The organism is Undibacterium sp. (assembly GCF_030683615.1).
Lineage (GTDB): Bacteria > Pseudomonadota > Gammaproteobacteria > Burkholderiales > Burkholderiaceae_D > Undibacterium > Undibacterium umbellatum.
Genome location: NZ_JAUXQE010000006.1, coordinates 82,404 through 99,710 on the forward strand (window position 1 = coordinate 82,404; position 17,307 = coordinate 99,710).

Consider the following 17,307-nt stretch of genomic DNA (forward strand, 5'->3'; position numbering starts at 1 on the left):
AGCTTTACTTGTTTTTTTGAAATGTTTTAATACAGCCATTTCCTGACAAGTTTTGGCCCATATCTCTGGGCAAGAAGTTCAAGGCCTGCTTCTTCGTTCTCGTGTATTTCTGCGAGGCAGCGTATCATTAGTGCATCAAGGTATTCTTCCACTGAGGTGAAAAAAGGGCAGAGCAAGTTGTCGTCATCATGGTCAAAATAAAAGACTTCGCCGCTTTCACGAAGAAAGCAAAACATATTGCCATTACCCAGGTAGTCACCAAAGACTATCATATCTTCAAACAGCCTCAGCACTTGCTCATCTTCGTGTTCCAGCATGTCAACTATGCCTGGATAGGCTTCCAGCAAAGGCTGGATAGGCGTATCGCTGTCTTGACTGACACTGCATAATTTTTCTGTCAGTGACAAAGCACCAAATTCCTGGTGGTAGCTCTTTAACGCAGATGGTAACGGGCAAGACAAACGTGTTTCCAGATCGAGAAGCTCAGTCTCGCTGACTGGTTTGAAATGTGCCTCAGTGACATGACCTTCCCATAATGAGGCGTAGGCGGTAATGACTGAACGATACCATGCCACCCTGGTCTCTGAAGTGAGTTGTTCTGGCCAGCACAAATCAGGACAGCCTGGTGGCGGCCAGTGATCAGTTGTCAAGTCGTTTTGCATGGGGTTTCCTGCTTATTGATACATTTCACTCAGGCTACGCTTAATTGCACACTTTCTTGTCAGACTGGCTCAAGACCTTTGCTTGGGTAATCAGTAATTGATAGATAGGGTAGGGCCAGTGCTCAAAAAGCTTCAATTTGCCGCTCACAGGGCAACTGGAAGTAGCGTATATCTTGCTGGAGTTTGTCTGCATATAGCCCATCTTGAATTTAATATCTTCAGGAAATGGGTTTTCTACTTCGAGCAGCATGTCCTTCTTTTTATCCATTTGCTGGAATTTAAATACCAGAGTACGCTCGGGGTGTGCATTGGTACTGACAGCTTGCTCCAGCCTGATTGCTCCATTATTGATACTTGCTTCTATGAAGACAGTCTCACCCGGGAAAACTGAGATTAATTTTTTATTGATCAGAACAGGAAGGGGTGTCTCAAAGGCGCCTTCAAATACAACTTTATTATTAAGCTGGAGTGTAAAGCTTGGTGTACGACAAAAAACCTGCTTGCATAGCTCCTTCACATCCAGCGAAGAGTCGGCAGATTGGGCAAAGGATAAATTTGCTTGCAGGCAGAGTAGGGCGATTATCAGCCTTGTTCTGAAGCGTGTTCGTAGTACATTCATGCGTTTTAATATCCAATTGTTTGCTTGGATTCATGCACCAGTTGTTCAAACATATCATGCCGCATGGTCGAGATATCACCATCCTTGACTGCTGCCAGAATTGCGCAGCCAGGCTCGGTATGGTGATGGCAATTATAGAATTTGCATTTGCCCAGGTGCGGTAAAAATTCTGGAAAGGCGCGTTCCAGCATGCCTTCACTTAAATGATGCAGACCAAATTCCTGGAAACCGGGAGAGTCGATCACATAGGAGTTGGCATCCATGTGATACAGACGAGTGAAGGTGGTTGTGTGTTTGCCGGTATCCAGCGCTGCCGAGATTTCGCGGGTGGCGATTTCTGCGTCTGGGATCAGCAAATTGATCAGTGAAGACTTGCCCATGCCTGACTGGCCGATGAGGATGGTACTTTGCCCCTGCATCAGATTATGCATGAGCTGGCGTGTGCCTTCGGGGTCTGTTCTGACAGATACTTCATGTACCGGATAGCCCAGCTTGGCATACAGGCCAACGCGTTCTCTTGCCTTGGGCAGAGAGGCGGTGACATCGACTTTGTTCAAGATCAGGTGTGGTTTGATGCCGGATGATTCTGCCGCCACCAGCGCGCGGGATACCAGATCATCGGTGAAGCTCGGTTCAGTCGCAACCACGATCAGCAATTGCGTCAGGTTGGCTGCCAGCATCTTGGATTTGTACTGGTCAGAGCGGTATAGCAAAGTCTTGCGCGTAGTGATGGCTTCGATGACACCCTGGTTTTTTGAGGTCAGGGCGTATTCAACGATGTCGCCAACCGAGACATCGCTTTTTTTGCCACGGGTGACGCAATGGAGCTTGACCTGCACGCCATCAATCTCGGCCTGTACCAGATAATGGCGGCCATGGGCAGCAATGACTAATGCCTGTGAACGCGCCATCAGGAAAAACTCTGCTGGAAAATGGCGTCTATCTTGGCGGCGCAGATAAAATCATTTTCTGAAATGCCACCTTTACCATCATTGACGGTATGCGTATCAAACTTGATAACGCAGCGGTTGTAAGTGACGACCAGTTCAGGGTGGTGATCTTCTGCATGGATTACATAGGCAATCGCATTGATGAAGGACAGGGTTTCATAGTAATTCTTGAACTGAAAAGTCCTGACGATACGTGGACCATCCTGAGTCCATTCAGGAGTAGCAGCAAAGTAGGCAGGCAGGCTGGCATCATCCAGGCCAGTTTCTGTGTGCTGGGACTTTTTCGCCAGCAAGTCTGTGAATTTGATCATGGTATCTCCGTTATTGTGCAGCCAGCAGGTGGTTAATACGCACCGATGCTGAAGGGTGTGAATCATAGAACGCCGAATGCAGGGGATCAGGCGTCAGGGTAGATGAATTGTCGTCATACATTTTGACCAGGGCAGTGATGAGGTCATTGGCATTGGTATGTTTGGCGGCAAAGGCATCGGCTTCGAATTCATGTTTACGCGAGGTGATCGCACTCAGCGGTGAAAACAGGAAGGTAAACACGGGTAAGGCCAGCATGAACAAGATAATCGCCATCGCATCATTCTGTGCCAACAGCATAGGATCAACACCCAGGCCAGTGTAGAACCAAACTTGATCTTTGAAAAAACCTAACATGGCCATGAAGACCAGTGACAAGGCGAACATCACTGCCATACGTTTGATGATGTGCTTGAGCTTGAAATGACCCAGTTCATGCGCCAGCACAGCTTCAATTTCATTCGGTGCCAAGCGTTCCAGCAAGGTATCATAAAACACGATACGCTTGGCTCCACCAAATCCAGAGAAATAGGCATTACCATGGCCAGAGCGTTTGGAACCATCCATGACAAAGATGCCTTTCAAAGCAAAGCTGACACGCTTGCTCAGGCTTTCTATGCGTTCGCGTACTTCTTCATTGTCCAGTGGCCAGAACTTGTTGAACAAGGGGGCGATCACGACAGGGAAAATCAGCATGATCAGCATCTGGAAGGCGATGAAGAATGCCCATGCATACAGCCACCAAAGGCTGCCTGCTTTTTCCATCAAGGTCAGAATCACCCAGATCAGGGGCAGACCCAGCACTGCACCTATCACGGCATTCTTGATCATGTCGGTGAAAAACAGTCCCAATGTCATCTTGTTGAAGCCAAATTTTTCTTCCAGCACGAATTGCGAGTAATAGCTGAAAGGGAATTCGATGATGCTGCTGATGATGGTAAACGCGACCAGTAAACTAATTTGATACCACATGCCTGGTCCCGTCAGTTTCACAAGATACACGGACAGCCATTGCAGACCGCCAAACAGGGTAAAACCAACCAGGACGAGGGCGTTCACTAACAGCATGACCATGCCCAGCTTGGTCTTTGCAATAGTGTAATCCGCTGCCTTTTTATGCGAGGCCAGGCCTATTTTTTCTGCGAATTGTGCAGGCACAGCCGCGCGGTTACGAAGGATGTGTCGGATATGACGGGAGGCCAGCCAGAACTGAATTATCAGCGTCAATAGCAGGAAGGAAACGAATAAAACCGAAAAAGCGACTGAAATCATGGGAAAATGTGACATTCGATAAGTAATAGCCAAGGAAGAATTATGTCACAAGCGACCGACATTCAAACAAACACTGCAAATCCAGCCACACCAGCACGCCCAAACGAGTTGAACCTGATCTGGCTGGACATGGAAATGACAGGCCTGGACCCGGATACAGATCGTATCATTGAGGTGGCTGTGGTGGTAACTGATTCACAATTGAATGTATTGGCGGAAGGCCCTGTATTTGCAATTCATCAATCCGATGAAACCCTGGACAAAATGGATAACTGGAACAAGGGCACACATGGCCGCTCTGGCCTGATCGACAAGGTCAAAGCCTCCACAGTCACAGAAGCGGATGCTGAAGCCGCTTTGATCGCTTTCCTGAAGCCATTTGTTCCAGCTGGTAAATCACCTATGTGTGGCAACACCATTTGCCAGGATCGCCGTTTCATGGCACGCGGCATGCCCAAGCTGGAAGCTTTTTTCCACTACCGCAATCTGGACGTGTCAACACTAAAAGAGCTATGCCGCCGCTGGAAGCCAGAACTGGCATCCGGCTTTAAAAAGCATCAAAAGCATACAGCTTTGGCGGATATTCTGGAATCAATTGAAGAATTGAAGTATTACCGTGAACATTTTATTAAAGAATAAATCGGTTTGAGATTGTTTTTGCTAAGACTTAGCCAAATGTAAAATGCTCAATGTAAAAAGCTCCCGCGCTGTCATCCCGCCGGGAGCTTTTTTAACGTACAACTAAATGCATTGCAATATAGCAATCACAATGTTTTATGACATTTTTTTGCCACTCAAGTGTTCTACTGCCAATTCAGCAAATTTTTCATACAACCAGCTCAGTCGCATTCCGTCCTGTCCGCCGGCAAGGCCGCCGAGCGCATAAGAAGCGCTGACTTCGAAGCGATTGATTTCCTTGCCGGTCGCGTCTTTCAGGATAACATCGCCGACGATATGATCATCACCGGCCATGAAGCCGAACATGATGGCCGTAAAGGCGGAGCGAACACGAAAATCCTTAACCAAGATCTCTACTGTATTGCTTGCTTCTGTATTGTTTTCGTTAAGTAGGTTCCGTGAGGACATTGCTCGTTTGACATTGCCAACCAAAGTATTCTGATCGAATTTTAAATTATCGGCGACTTGTTTCTTGGCTTCTGTAGACAATGATATGGAAACGGATTTAGCGGGGCGATTTGATAAATATTGCTTGTTGCCAGTATCCGCGTGCTTGACTCCAGACGCGCAACCAACGAGTGAAAATGCAATTAAACTTGTGATGAAGAGGCGAGCGAACATGAACTTCCTTCTTGATTTAGAATTGACCGTGAAATTACGGCCCGCCATTAGACTTGAAAGTTCTTGTCTTTACAATATATTTAAAAAATAATTAATCCTTCGTAGGAAAAATGCTTGAAGCTTTCTAGGCGAGTTTGCCAATCTCCCTCATGTAACTCCAGCTTGTACCCGTTGGGGTCTAACAAATAAGGCGAATCGCCTTCGCTTTGATTGGTTTTCCAAAGTTGGAATTCGCCAGCATCTGCTTTTTGTGAGAAAACTTCAAACGCCTCCCTGGTAACCGAAATTGCGCTGTGGGTATATTCTGCAAGGGGACTGGTACGGCATTCCATATCCAGCGACAGACAGATCCAGTCGTCGCCAGCCAGCAGGTAAGCACCGCTTTTCCAGCGCGCCAGCGGTTTCTAGCCCAGCACTTCCACATAAAAGTGGAAAGAACGCTCCAGGTCTGAAACGGATAGCGTCAAATGATTCAAACCCATGACGGCGGCCACGGGCTTGTTTAAGTCAGACATGCTGAGTTTTGATTGATGTCGCCAGGGAAATTAAACGCCCAGCAATTCCACTTCAAATATCAGGGTTGCATTGCCTGGGATAACACCGCCTGCACCACGTGGGCCATAACCGAGGCTGGAAGGGATAGTCAAAATGCGGGTGCCGCCTATTTTCATGCCTTGTACGCCTTCGTCCCAACCTTTGATGACATTGCCAGCACCCAGCGGGAAAGAAAATGGATCATTGCGGTCTTTGCTGGAATCAAATTTTTTGCCAGCGCTGCCATCAGGATTTTGCAGCCAGCCAGTGTAGTGCACAACTACATGGTTACCTGCTTGCGCTTCTGCGCCTTCGCCAACAACTTTATCTTCGTATTGAAGGCCGCTTACTGTTGTAATAGTGCTCATTATTTCTTCCTTGTTTTCGCGCTGGGGAACGCGGGTCATTTAATTCAGGTTTTGCCATTGCAAGACTGGCGGGTGAACCCAGTCCTGTGCCGTACATCACTAGACATTATTCAATTTTATTGCTTACCAGTAATTATCAATATGGCAGTGTGATCAACGCAAAGACAAATTGAAATGACTGTTCTTCCATGAATTTAGTATTACATTGAAAAAAAGCTGGCGCAATTGTAGAGCAAAAGAAAAGACTTGGGACAGTACTCACCACTTTCTTGTAGTGCGAGCAATGCTGCGACGCTTGATTTTGAACAAATTAAGTGAAAAAGCTGAAAAACAATTGAAGGAAAGCTCTTTCCTTATTGTCATGCGCTGTAAAATGCGAGTTCGATTTATTTTTTTGCGGTCCTCTTTCATGCGTAGTCGTATTCTGTTGTCGTCTTTGGCGTTTGCTTTCCTTTCTGGTTTTTCAGCACATGCTGCTCAGGCCAATGTCGTCGTGGTATTGAATTCGCGTGATGCCACAGTGACTCTGTTGGACCAGACCACCTATAAAGAAATCAGTACTTTCCCTGTCGGCAAGGAACCCCATCACCTGATGGCAACGCCAGACAATAAATCCTTGATCGTGGCGAATGCTGTGGGCGATGATCTGGTATTTCTTGATCCCAAGACGGGGCAGATACAGCGGCGTATCAAAGATATTGTTGACCCCTACCAAATTGGCTTTTCACCTGATCAAAAGTGGTTTATTTCTAATTCCTTGCGGCTTGATCGTGTCGATTTCTATAAGTTCGATGGACAGGACATGAAATTAGTACAACGAGTACCCTTAGCCAAGTTGCCTAGCCACATGGCTTTTGATGCGGCAAGCACTACGGTATTCATCACCCAGCAGGGTAGTGATCAGGTCTCTGCTATTGATCTGGCGACTCAAAAGGTCAAATGGACCATCCCTGTTGGCAAGTTGCCAGCGGGCATAACCATGACACCAGATGACAAGTATCTATTGGTCGGCATCATGGGTAGCAATTATGTCGAAGTCATCGACTGGCGTACGCAAAAAACCGTGAAGAAAATCAAGGCAGGCGAGGGTACGCATAATTTCCGCGCCTTGGGCGACAAGCGTCATACCTTTGTCTCTAACCGCACTTCCAATGAAATCAATATTCTGGATCAGCAAACACTGGAAATCGTTGGCACTATCCCAGTGCCTGGCGGGCCAGATTGCATGGAAGTCAGCGAAGACGGCAAAACCCTGTGGGCCACCCTGCGCTGGATCAAGAAAGTTGCCGTGATCGATATCGCCTCTCGTAAAGTGATCAAGATGATACCGGTAGGCCGCTCTCCGCATGGTGTCTACTTTGCCAACCGTGCCGGCAATATGTAAATTGCCGCGCTCTTTGCACCTGGTATTGCTGGCCATGCTAGTAATGCCAGCGACAAATCTTGCACTGGCGGGTAGTTGCAAGGCCACGATCTACCTGACTTTTGATACTGGCAGCCAGTCACAGGCTGAACTGATTGCAGCGACTTTGCGCCAGCATCAGATCAAGGCGACGTTTTTTCTGGCGAACGAAAAGACTGTGCAGGGCGATTATTCGCTGGATATGAGCTGGTCGCCCTACTGGAAGAAACTGGCAGAAGAAGGCCATGCTTTTGGCAGCCACACTTTTGATCATGTCTACGTCGTCGGTGACTTGCCTGACGGGCGCATTGCCGTCAAGCCGCAGTTCGGCGCGCAAGCTGGCAAAACCTTGCAATGGACAGCACAAGAATATTGCCAGGAACTGCGCCGGGTTGATCAGCGGTTTTTTGCAATGACGGGCAAGAAGCTTGATCCATTTTGGCGCGCTCCAGGTGGGAAAACGACCCCCAATTTACTGAAAGCCGGGCAGGCTTGCGCTTATCAGCATGTGGGTTGGGCACCGGCTGGATTTTCTGGCGATGAGTTGCCTAGCGAAAAATTCAGCAATCCAATGCTACTCAAGCGCGCCTTGGATAGGCTGCGGGATGGTGATATTTTCATGGCGCATCTGGGGATCTGGTCACGCAAACAGCCCTGGGCACCAGAAAATCTGGAGCCGTTAATTAACGGCCTTAAGCAAAAATCCTTTTGTTTTGCTACTCTACGCGAACATCCCGCTTACCAAAATTTACATCAGCAGAAAAAATAATGACTATTTCCGATCTGTTCACAAATCTGCAAGCCTGGATTTTTGAAACGATAGTACAGCCCGCCATGTTTAGTCTGGGTTTGGGTGAATTTGTGGAAGATGCCTTCGAGGGCGTTGAATGGTTCATCCTTGGCGTTTTGCAATTGATCGTACTGTTTCTTGTCCTGCGCCCGCTTGAAGCATGGGTGCCCGTCCATGAAATCAAAAACCGCTATGCGCGCTGGAATGATTTCATCTATACCGCATTACACAGGCTGGGGGCATTTTCCATCCTGGTGTTTTTTGTGCTGGACCCCTTGCTTGATGAACTGACAGCGACGCTGCATTTGCAGGGCGTTAATCCCTTTCATCTGGAAAATATCTGGTCAGGCATGTTGCAGTACCCGGTCTTGCTCTTCCTGACATATTTGGTTGTGCTGGATTTTTTCGATTATTGGTATCACCGTGCCGAGCATCACTTCAACTGGTGGTGGGCTTTGCATAGCCTGCACCATAGCCAGCGCGATATGAATTTGTGGAGCGATAACCGCAATCATTTGCTGGATGACTTTTTGCGCGATATCTATATGGGCCTGATTGCCATCGTTATCGGCGTCGAACCTGGGCAATACATCCTGCTGGTGATGGCATCGCAAATGCTGCAGAGCCTGCAACATGCGAATGTGCGCATACATTTTGGCCGCATCGGCGAATACTTGCTGGTGTCGCCACGCTATCACCGTACCCACCATGCCATCGGCGTCGGCCATGAAACCCATGGCAAAGGCAGTTTGGGCGGACATAACTTTGCGGTTTTATTTCCTGTCTGGGATGTGCTGTTTGGCACGACGCTGTTCAGCAAGGAATTTGCCCTGACCGGCATACGAGATCAATTGGCCGCACCAGAAGGCAGTGCTCGCAATTATGGTGAGGGATTCTGGTCACAACAATGGCTGGGTTTGAAGCGCATGTGTGGATTTGACAAGGAAAAGCAAACATGAATATGGCATCTGTGATGCGGGCATGGGGCAGGGCACTGGCCGCGCAAATGCATTACCGCATGTTGCTGTTGACACTGCTGCCTTTCGTCGTCGCTTTCATCTTGTGCGGTGTACTCATGTACCTGGGTTTGCAGGAAGCGATCGATTTTGTCCATGCCTGGATGATGGAAAATAACGGTTTTTCCAAGGATGGCGGTATCCTGGCCAAGATCGGCTTGCTTTCCCTGAAGGTAATTATTGGTCCCTTTGTGGCCATGTGGGTGTTATTGCCTATCATGGTATTTACATCCCTGCTGTGCATTGCCATGTTTGCCATGCCGGCCATCAATAAACATGTGGGAACAAGAGATTATCCTGATCTTGAGCAAAAAAATGGCGGCACTCTGCTGGGTAGTATCTGGCATTCCTTGTCTTCTTTCGGTATTTTCATCATTGTCTGGCTGGTGACACTGCCACTCAATCTGATCCCTTTTGTAAGCCTGGTCCTGCAACCACTGCTATGGGGTTGGCTGACTTACAGGGTCATGGTGTACGATGCATTGGCACTGCATGCCGATGCTGAAGAAAGAGCCAGTCTGGTGCAAGAGCACCGCTGGTCTTTGCTGTGCATAGGCATTATCGCTGGCCTGTTTGGTGCCGCCCCGGGTTTGTTATGGCTGGGCGGGGCCATGTGGATCGTCTTGTTGCCAGTGATGGCAGGGGCTGCGATCTGGATTTATGTCCTGGTTTTTGTATTTACCGGCCTGTGGTTCCAGCATTATTGTCTGGAGTCCTTGCAGCGTCACCGCAGCAAGCAAGCTGCTGCATAAAAGGAGAAATCGTGGCAATCGGTCTGATTATCGTTGGCGATGAAATTTTATCTGGCAAACGCGAAGACAAGCACATGACCAAAGTCATCGCCTTGCTAAAGGCACGTGGCATGCAGTTGGACTGGGTTGAATACATAGGTGACAACCGCGAGCGTATTACATCGACCTTGATGCGTAGCTTTGCCAGCGGTGATATCGTCTTTTCCACTGGCGGCATAGGCGCGACGCCGGATGACCATACGCGCCAATGCGCGGCAGCAGCACTGGATGTGCCAATAGTCCTGCATCCTGAAGCCAAGCTCCTGATACAGGAGCGCATCATGGATATCGCCAAAGAAAAAGGCGAAGTCGCAGATCTGACTACGCCTGACCATCAGCACCGTTTGAAAATGGGGGAGTTCCCGCTTGGAGCTGACATTATCCCCAATCCTTTCAACAAGATCGCTGGTTTCTCAATATGCAATCACTTTTTCGTCCCTGGTTTTCCGGTCATGGCCTGGCCCATGCTGGAATGGGTGCTGGATACACATTTCACTCATTTGTTCCATCAACACGCGCAGTTTGAACAATCGGTGCTGGTGTATGAAATTGCCGAATCCATCGTCACACCTTTGATGGAGCAACTGGAAGCAGACTTTCCGCTGATCAAAGTCTTCAGTCTACCCAGCGTCGGCAGTGCAACTGAACGCAGGCATATAGAACTTGGTGTCAAGGGTGATGAGCAGCAAGTGCCCGTTGCCTTTGAGAAAATGCTGGAGGGCTTGCAGCAACTGAAGGCGGAATACATTCCAACGCCTGCCAAAATCAGTTAAAAATGCAAAAAATTAAATTCACCCTCTTTAATTTGCGTGATTTGCTGGTCGCATTTGGCCCGGTCACGCTGATGGTGGTGATAGTTTGCGGCGCAGGGTATTGGCTGGTTGATCCGGCACCACCCCGTGTAATTGATATCTCCAGCGGACAGGAAAATGGTTCTTATGAACGTTTTGCCAAACGCTATGCACAAGAACTGCAAAAGAACCAGATCACCTTGCGCCAGCAAATCTCGCAAGGCTCGGAAGAGAACCTGAGTCGTATCAGCGACCCTGATTCTGAAATTGAAGTGGGGTTCGTGCGCAGCGGCTCTACCGATGAAGCACAGGCGCATGAGCGCGGCCTGATTTCACTGGGTAGCTTGTTCTATGAACCGATCTGGGTGTTTTACCGCAGCCCCAAAGAAATAACGACCATCAGCCAGTTCAAAGGCAAGGTTGTGAATGTGGGGCCAGATGGTAACGGTGTCGCCAAACTCTTCAGCCAGATTTTGAGTGTCAACAGCATGTCGGAAGAAGACGTGAAGATACAAAAACTGGCTGACACGCCAGGCACGGTGGCTTTATTGGACGGCAAGGTCGATGTACTGATCTTCAACTCGGCCAGCGATTCACCTCTGGTACAAATGCTATTGCAAACACCTGGCATACGCCTGTTTGATTTCGTCCAGGCAGAAGCGTATACAAGGCGCTTCCCGTTTTTATCGCACGTCGTGCTGCCACGTGGCATTGTCGATATAGGCAAGGATATACCCGCCCATGATTATCATTTGATAGCACCAACCGCCACCCTGGTTGCCCACGAAAGCCTGCATCCTGCATTGATGGGTTTGCTGCTGCAAGCGGCGCGCAGGATACATAGCAGTGCCGACTGGTTTAGCCGCCAGGGAGAATTTCCATCTGATAAGTATACCGAAATACCGGTAGCGCATGAGGCGGAGAAGTTTTATAAAAATGGCCCGCCGATGTTGCAGCGTTACCTGAGCTTCTGGATCGCCAATTTCATAGAGCGCATGTGGGTAGTCATCGTCGCGCTTGGTGCCTTGTTCTTGCCGCTCTCGAAGATCATTCCTCCCTTGTATGTCTGGCGCATACGTTCACGCATTTACCGCTGGTATGGCCAGTTGCGCATGGTAGAGCAGGCCATAGAAGATGTTACCGCGGCCGACAGGCAAAGCGTTGCACAGGATCAGTTACGCCATCTTGATGAGTTAGAAGAAAAAGTGAATCGCATCACCATACCTCTTTCTTACGCTGAAGAGTTATACGGTTTGCGCAGCCATATTCATTTCGTACGCTCAAGAGTACAGAACATGCTGACTGCATCCATGGGACAGGCGACGCAGTAATGGGACTGTACGTCCAACAAGGATTTTCAAGGCAAATTTATGCTTGAGATAAAAACTACCAGTGGAAGCAAATTTACCGCACCTCGCTTAAACATGCTATTTTTAAAAAGTATGGCTGCAGTTTTATGTCTGATAATTCTGGTGTTGCTGAGCGGCCCCTTGTTTTTTTATGCATACGGTTTATCAAACATTACAGGCAGACCAGAGCCTGCGAAAACTACTGTGATCAGCCCTGAAAATAAAGCGCTGATCTGGAAAGAATTGAAGGAGCAGGGAGTATTACAAGTAGAAGTCTTAACACCCTACGATATTTATTCTTTGTTTCTGGAGAACTCCTATCCTGTTGGTTCGCGCTTAGCCTGGTACGTCGCCAGAACCTATAATCAAGATCATTTGCAAGACCGCCACATGCTTAGCTGGCATATCTCTGGCGAGGCACTTACCGTGTGGCTGACACGGCACTGGAGTACCGATGAATTGCTTGCCAAGGCGTTGGAAATTCGTCAAAACAAGGCAAAACCATAATTCCATCTTGCGTCGGCAGTGCAGACTATCTTGGTGAGTTTGCAGCCTGTGCATGGCAATTGGCAGTTCATCGCATTTGATGAAGCTTAAGCGCGGAATAATTTAGTATTCCAGTTACATTAAATTTCATCACTGGAAAAAACATGCTGCGATACGCGATGCTATTGGTCTTTCTCGTCCCATGTTTGGCGAGTGCAACAGATGAAGAGCACTGGCTATTGCAAGTCGATAGATGGGGCAACCGCTCTTATCAGACCTTGAGCATTACAGTGGACGGTAGCAGCATCAGCGGCAAGCTTGATGGTGAGCAACTGGCTGGTACGCGCAGCGCCAAAGGCATGGCGTTCACGGTAACGGATGCTGACAAGGCAAAGTATTCCTATGTCGGCACAATCAGCAAGGATGCCATGCAGGGCACGGCTGATTTCCCTGATACAAATAATCCACAGGCCAGAGCCTCGCACACATTCACTGCACGCAGGTTACCTGATCGTCCTGTCGGACCTGCACAACAATACGATTTCCAGCCCGCAGATTATTCCAATGAATTCAGTCCACACCGCTCGCCCGTGCTGACTATCTGGCCTGGCGACACGGTGAAGACCAAGACCATAGATTCTGGTGGTGTCGATGAACATGGAGTTACCAAAGCCTTGTATGGCAATCCGCAAACCGGGCCGTTTTTTATCAGCACTGCTGAACCAGGTGACACACTGGTCATACATTTGAAACGCTTGCGCCTGAACCGTGATTATGCAGACAGCCTTGACAGCATCGTCGGCAGGGCTATTGGGCCAGCTTTGGCAGCCAAGGCAGAAAGTCTTGGTAAGCCCATACGCTGGAAGCTGGACAGGGAGCGAGGTTTGGCAAGTCCAGAAAAACCGACAGAAGGCTTGCGCAATTTGAGCTTGCCAGTTCGCCCCATGCTGGGTGGACTGGCAGTTGCACCGGGCAATGGTTCTCCACCTGTCTCTACTGGTGACACAGGGCGCTTTGGCGGCAACATGGATTTTAATGAGGTCATTGAAGGCAATACCGTCTACTTGACTGTGCAGCAACCCGGTGCCTTGCTCTATCTGGGTGATGCTCATGCCTTGCAGGGAGATGGCGAGACTAGTCAATATGGTTTGGAAACATCCATGGATGTTGAATTTACCGTGGATGTCATTAAAGGAAAATCTGTCAATGCACCAAGAGTAGAATCGCCAACGCAGATCATGGTGCTGGGGCAGGCTGGCTCGCTGGATGATGCCTTGCGTGCAGCAACCACCGGCATGGTGCAGTGGCTGCAACAGGATTACGGGCTCAGCCTGTCGGAGTGTGCCCAGATATTGGGGAGCGCAATTCGTTTCAGTGTTCCCAATCTGGCGGGGCGCAGCGTTGGTGTTGCAGCAAAGCTGGATAAGACTGTGCTGGCAAATCTGCTTCGTCGCTGAGGTATGCTTTACTGAATATCTCTTCTGCTTTCACTGATAAGCAGAAGGGGCCTTGTATTTTAAACTTCCTGCCTCTTGCTATGATAGCCAGTTCTCCAGCAATGGCCACAGAACCTGATTATTTCGCTTGAAAAAGCCGAAATGGCCTATGCTTCTTAATCCATGTTCGGCGGGCTGGATTTCTTTGTGGAATTTTTGCGCAAGTGGAAAATGATCCAGTAAATCTGCCACAGTCCCTGGTGGAGAAAACCCATGGTCGTCGGCAAAAGAAAGGGAAAAAATCTTGCCACTATAATTTTTATAGCCGGCAGTATCGATTTCCTTATCAGAGAAAAGATAGTCATCGGCCAGGCTCCAGTTGCGCCAATCCCAGGCTATTCCTCTGGGCAAGTCATGTCCTATACCTGCTTTGCCGGGGAAATAACCCAGGCTATGCAACAGCAATGGTGCAGTCAGACGCCAGGCGAATAGTAGGCGTGGCCATTGCGCCTTGGGATAAAGACGCCAGTTGCAAGTACCTGAGGCTAGCAGAATTAACCTTGGTACATTTTGCAGGGAGGGAGCCAGAGCAGCCAGGTGGCCACCTGAACTATGCCCCAGTACAGTCATCTGTTCCCACGGGATATCGAGTGTGCTGACTGTGCTGCGCAAGACGGCATCCATATCCAGCCTGCCCCAGTCACGCATGCGTGCAGTTTCCAGTCTTGCATGGCAGGTTTGCGAGGCACCTATGCCGCGTGCATCCCAGGTCAATACATCATAGCCTCTCTGCGACAGGTGTTCGGCCAGATGACGGTAATAAGACTGCGGTACGCCGGTGGCTGAATTGATCACAATAACACCGCGTCTTTCTGCCGCCTGGTGTGGGAAAAGGGTGCTGGCAAGTTGTCTGCCGTCCGCGCAAATGATATTCATCATGGGTAAATGGACCTGGTAAGGTGAAATTGCATGCATTGTCTGAAGCGTAAAATACGCACAAACTATGGTAATCTATGGACTTAACTCCACAGTCAAGCACTATGCGTATTTCTGAACTGGAACGATTATCCGGACTGAGCCGCGACACCATACGTTACTATGAACGCATAGGTTTGCTGGCATCTCCACCACGCTCGGGAAATGGTTACCGCAGCTATGATGCCCATACTGCAGACATCCTGAAATTCATCAAATTGGCGCAGCAAATAGGTTTTTCACTGGATCAAATGCGTGAGGCCTTGCCTCATTTAAGTCAGCCACCAGAGCGATGTGAAGAATTGTTGGCTGCCATGCTCGAAAAGCGTCAAGAAATAATCCAGCGTATTGCTGATGAAAAGGCCAGGTTGGCGCTGCTGGATAAACTAATGCAAAGATTTCTCGGTGATCAGGACCTCATTGCCTATATTGATGAGAATGCATGTCCCTCGCTGCAGAATGCCGGGTAAGATATTTCTGCAATCTGTGAACTTATGAATACTTCAAAACTATGCTGATAAAACACGAATTTGAAGTCAGGGCCAGCGCCAAGTATCTGTTCGACCTGACTCAGGATTACACGCTCAGGACAGAATGGGATACCTTGACGACTGAAGCTTACTTGCTGAACGATGCCAAGGTGGCGGCGTTGGGTGTGCAGGCGCGCTGCATCGGTGGTAATGGCCTGGCGATGGATATAGAGTACATGTCGTATAAGCCCAATGAGGTCGCCGCCGTCAAAATGGTCAACGGCCCCTATATTTTTGACCATTTTGCTGGCGGCTGGCAGTTCAAGGCCTTGTCTGATGAACTCACGCGCGTGCGCTTTTCCTATAACATCACGGCTAAGCCAAGATGGCTGTCATGGATTTTGACGCCCATACTGTGCTTCAAATTCAAGCGTGAAACAGAAAAGCGTATCGTCGCGTTGACCTCATATGTAGAGAGGCAATTTGTTGCCTCTCCTTGATGCTTGAGCACTTTTGGCCTCAAAGTGCATTCATAAAAGCTTTGCGTATCTGACGACCGCATTTGACTGATGCTCCGTAAGCACCTATTTCCTTGTCATGTCGCGACAGGATGCCATAATATTTTTTGTCGGCAGAAATCCAAGGGTAAAAACCCCATTTTCCGGGGCTGGAATAAGCGTCAATACTACCGTTCCCTTTTTCAGATTCTACCCAATGGTTATAAGAGTAAGTCCAGGGTTCGTTCAATAACAATATTGGGGAATACACTACTTTACCAGGGCAGGCAGAAGGCAGGGCACAGACTGCCTGGTCGCCAAGATAGCGACCAATTTCCAAATCCTGCTTTATGATCTTCTTCAAGAACAGCGCATAGTCTGTCGCCGTGCCCATCATGCCGCCTGCCATTAATGGATCTAGCGTAGCCATGTGGAAGCCCGTGCTCAGGCCTATGGTGTTTTGATATTCGGCATCAAGCTGGGCTGCTGTGAAGTTGCCCAGCCCTAAGTCCACACTGGCAAGTTTTTGATCATGGCCGCTGTCATAGTCAAATTTATTGACGGTATCTGGATTGGCCTGACCGGTCTTGCCATTCATGCCCGCGATATAACAGGCAGTTACATTCTGTTTGCCTATACAGGCGTCCTCATTGAAGCCAGTGTAGCCGGACATGAAGCGCAAACCGTCTTTTAAAGCACTAATGCCGCGTACCTGGTCTATACCCTTCTTTTCCAGCACATAAGCACCAAATATCCATTTCGATGCTGAGGCAATATTGAAATAGCTGCTTGAATTGACGCTACCAGTACCTTGCGAGTTGTACACTATCGGCGCGTTATCACTGGCATTGCCAATTTCCCAGTAAAAATCGCCGAGCTTGTCTGTAGTACACATGGGGTCTGTATTTGCCGCATTTTTTGCCGCTACGGTGGCTGCTGCAAGGCGGTTGTTGTTGACCCCAGAGTTTGTGCTGTTTGTGTTGTTTGTGGTCGTCGCGCTGCTATTGCTGGCAACAGGTGGCGCGGCGTCAGATGGGCTGCCAGAACCGCCACCGCAGGCGCTGACTATGCAGCCGATAGCTGCAATAGCGATAACTGTGTGTGTTCGTGAAGAGTAAGACATGTGATCTCCAGTGTAGGGACAGATGATGTGAAGACTTGCAATAGACACCAAGAGGAGGCAAGCCAGCTGTCAGAAACTGTAAACATGAATTCTGTAATTTTGATGGAAGGAGTCTTACTTGTCGTCTGTATGGCAAAATGAGGACATATTCTTTGTTACGACTTGTTT

22 protein-coding genes are annotated in these 17,307 nt (G+C 48.7%); 11 read left to right on the plus strand and 11 right to left on the minus strand.

Going from position 1 to position 17,307, the window contains the following annotated elements; translation table 11 throughout:
- Positions 1 to 26: 26 nt before the first annotated feature.
- The 5 genes from Q8K39_RS03350 to Q8K39_RS03370 are packed head-to-tail and all read right to left on the minus strand — an operon-like array spanning position 27 to position 3,812.
- Positions 27 to 662, minus strand: a complete 636-nt coding sequence (locus Q8K39_RS03350) for an SMI1/KNR4 family protein (RefSeq protein WP_305258287.1) — start codon at positions 660 to 662, stop codon at positions 27 to 29.
- 40 nt (positions 663 to 702) lie between these two features.
- On the minus strand, positions 703 to 1,281 hold the full coding sequence (locus Q8K39_RS03355) for a hypothetical protein (RefSeq protein WP_305258288.1): 579 nt from the start codon (positions 1,279 to 1,281) through the stop codon (positions 703 to 705).
- A gap of 5 nt (positions 1,282 to 1,286) precedes the next feature.
- Positions 1,287 to 2,192: a ribosome small subunit-dependent GTPase A gene (rsgA, locus tag Q8K39_RS03360; RefSeq protein WP_305258289.1), complete on the minus strand. Its 906-nt coding sequence runs from the start codon at positions 2,190 to 2,192 to the stop codon at positions 1,287 to 1,289.
- Positions 2,192 to 2,542 carry a 4a-hydroxytetrahydrobiopterin dehydratase gene (locus Q8K39_RS03365; RefSeq protein ID WP_305258290.1) on the minus strand — a complete coding sequence of 117 codons (351 nt, stop codon included), beginning with the start codon at positions 2,540 to 2,542 and terminating at the stop codon, positions 2,192 to 2,194. Before Q8K39_RS03365 ends, rsgA begins: the two co-directional genes overlap by 1 nt.
- Positions 2,543 to 2,552: 10 nt before the next feature.
- Positions 2,553 to 3,812, minus strand: a complete 1,260-nt coding sequence (locus Q8K39_RS03370) for a M48 family metallopeptidase (protein WP_305258399.1) — start codon at positions 3,810 to 3,812, stop codon at positions 2,553 to 2,555.
- 42 nt (positions 3,813 to 3,854) lie between these two features.
- Between Q8K39_RS03370 and orn the strand changes: the two genes are divergently transcribed.
- Positions 3,855 to 4,451, plus strand: a complete 597-nt coding sequence (gene orn, locus Q8K39_RS03375) for an oligoribonuclease (RefSeq protein ID WP_186954144.1) — start codon at positions 3,855 to 3,857, stop codon at positions 4,449 to 4,451.
- A gap of 135 nt (positions 4,452 to 4,586) precedes the next feature.
- On the opposite strand, the gene Q8K39_RS03380 is transcribed toward orn, so the two are convergent.
- The 4 genes from Q8K39_RS03380 to Q8K39_RS03390 all read right to left on the minus strand — a co-directional run bounded on the left by Q8K39_RS03380 (position 4,587) and on the right by Q8K39_RS03390 (position 6,013).
- Positions 4,587 to 5,111: a DUF4410 domain-containing protein gene (locus tag Q8K39_RS03380; protein ID WP_186954145.1), complete on the minus strand. Its 525-nt coding sequence runs from the start codon at positions 5,109 to 5,111 to the stop codon at positions 4,587 to 4,589.
- Between the two features lie 80 nt (positions 5,112 to 5,191).
- A complete protein-coding gene (locus Q8K39_RS24920) occupies positions 5,192 to 5,443 on the minus strand; it encodes a hypothetical protein (RefSeq protein WP_370868546.1) in 252 nt (83 codons plus the stop codon).
- Positions 5,444 to 5,515: 72 nt separating this feature from the next.
- Entirely contained in the window at positions 5,516 to 5,626 is a 111-nt protein-coding gene (locus Q8K39_RS24925; protein WP_370868547.1) for a VOC family protein, read from the minus strand.
- Positions 5,627 to 5,656: 30 nt separating this feature from the next.
- Positions 5,657 to 6,013, minus strand: a complete 357-nt coding sequence (locus Q8K39_RS03390; RefSeq protein ID WP_305258291.1) for an FKBP-type peptidyl-prolyl cis-trans isomerase — start codon at positions 6,011 to 6,013, stop codon at positions 5,657 to 5,659.
- Between the two features lie 409 nt (positions 6,014 to 6,422).
- On the opposite strand from Q8K39_RS03390, the gene Q8K39_RS03395 reads away from it, so the two are divergent.
- The 8 genes from Q8K39_RS03395 (at position 6,423) to Q8K39_RS03430 (ending at position 14,095) form a co-directional block, all read left to right on the plus strand.
- Positions 6,423 to 7,397: a cytochrome D1 domain-containing protein gene (locus tag Q8K39_RS03395; RefSeq protein ID WP_305258292.1), complete on the plus strand. Its 975-nt coding sequence runs from the start codon at positions 6,423 to 6,425 to the stop codon at positions 7,395 to 7,397.
- Between the two features lie 34 nt (positions 7,398 to 7,431).
- Positions 7,432 to 8,184 (plus strand): polysaccharide deacetylase family protein, encoded by a 753-nt coding sequence (locus Q8K39_RS03400; protein ID WP_305258293.1) that lies wholly within the window; start codon positions 7,432 to 7,434, stop codon positions 8,182 to 8,184.
- Positions 8,184 to 9,164: a sterol desaturase family protein gene (locus tag Q8K39_RS03405; protein WP_305258294.1), complete on the plus strand. Its 981-nt coding sequence runs from the start codon at positions 8,184 to 8,186 to the stop codon at positions 9,162 to 9,164. The genes Q8K39_RS03400 and Q8K39_RS03405 overlap by 1 nt, the downstream gene beginning before the upstream one ends.
- The gene (locus Q8K39_RS03410; protein ID WP_370868548.1) at positions 9,161 to 9,973 is read left to right on the plus strand and encodes an EI24 domain-containing protein; all 813 of its coding nucleotides are present in this window, start codon (positions 9,161 to 9,163) and stop codon (positions 9,971 to 9,973) included. The genes Q8K39_RS03405 and Q8K39_RS03410 overlap by 4 nt, the downstream gene beginning before the upstream one ends.
- A gap of 11 nt (positions 9,974 to 9,984) precedes the next feature.
- Positions 9,985 to 10,785 (plus strand): molybdopterin-binding protein, encoded by an 801-nt coding sequence (locus Q8K39_RS03415; RefSeq protein ID WP_305258295.1) that lies wholly within the window; start codon positions 9,985 to 9,987, stop codon positions 10,783 to 10,785.
- A 2-nt stretch (positions 10,786 to 10,787) separates the two neighbouring features.
- On the plus strand, positions 10,788 to 12,134 hold the full coding sequence (locus Q8K39_RS03420) for a TAXI family TRAP transporter solute-binding subunit (protein WP_305258296.1): 1,347 nt from the start codon (positions 10,788 to 10,790) through the stop codon (positions 12,132 to 12,134).
- A 39-nt stretch (positions 12,135 to 12,173) separates the two neighbouring features.
- Complete coding sequence (locus Q8K39_RS03425) at positions 12,174 to 12,659, plus strand: hypothetical protein (RefSeq protein WP_305258297.1); 486 nt, start codon at positions 12,174 to 12,176, stop codon at positions 12,657 to 12,659.
- A 143-nt stretch (positions 12,660 to 12,802) separates the two neighbouring features.
- Positions 12,803 to 14,095 carry an acetamidase/formamidase family protein gene (locus Q8K39_RS03430; RefSeq protein WP_305258298.1) on the plus strand — a complete coding sequence of 431 codons (1,293 nt, stop codon included), beginning with the start codon at positions 12,803 to 12,805 and terminating at the stop codon, positions 14,093 to 14,095.
- Positions 14,096 to 14,173: 78 nt separating this feature from the next.
- On the opposite strand, the gene Q8K39_RS03435 is transcribed toward Q8K39_RS03430, so the two are convergent.
- Positions 14,174 to 15,013 carry an alpha/beta fold hydrolase gene (locus Q8K39_RS03435; RefSeq protein WP_305258299.1) on the minus strand — a complete coding sequence of 280 codons (840 nt, stop codon included), beginning with the start codon at positions 15,011 to 15,013 and terminating at the stop codon, positions 14,174 to 14,176.
- A gap of 74 nt (positions 15,014 to 15,087) precedes the next feature.
- Between Q8K39_RS03435 and Q8K39_RS03440 the strand changes: the two genes are divergently transcribed.
- Both Q8K39_RS03440 and Q8K39_RS03445 read left to right on the plus strand, forming a co-directional pair.
- Positions 15,088 to 15,519 (plus strand): MerR family transcriptional regulator, encoded by a 432-nt coding sequence (locus Q8K39_RS03440; RefSeq protein ID WP_305258300.1) that lies wholly within the window; start codon positions 15,088 to 15,090, stop codon positions 15,517 to 15,519.
- 41 nt (positions 15,520 to 15,560) lie between these two features.
- Entirely contained in the window at positions 15,561 to 16,019 is a 459-nt protein-coding gene (locus Q8K39_RS03445) for an SRPBCC family protein (protein ID WP_305258301.1), read from the plus strand.
- A gap of 19 nt (positions 16,020 to 16,038) precedes the next feature.
- On the opposite strand, the gene Q8K39_RS03450 is transcribed toward Q8K39_RS03445, so the two are convergent.
- On the minus strand, positions 16,039 to 17,139 hold the full coding sequence (locus Q8K39_RS03450) for a hypothetical protein (protein ID WP_305258302.1): 1,101 nt from the start codon (positions 17,137 to 17,139) through the stop codon (positions 16,039 to 16,041).
- Positions 17,140 to 17,307 lie beyond the last annotated feature (168 nt).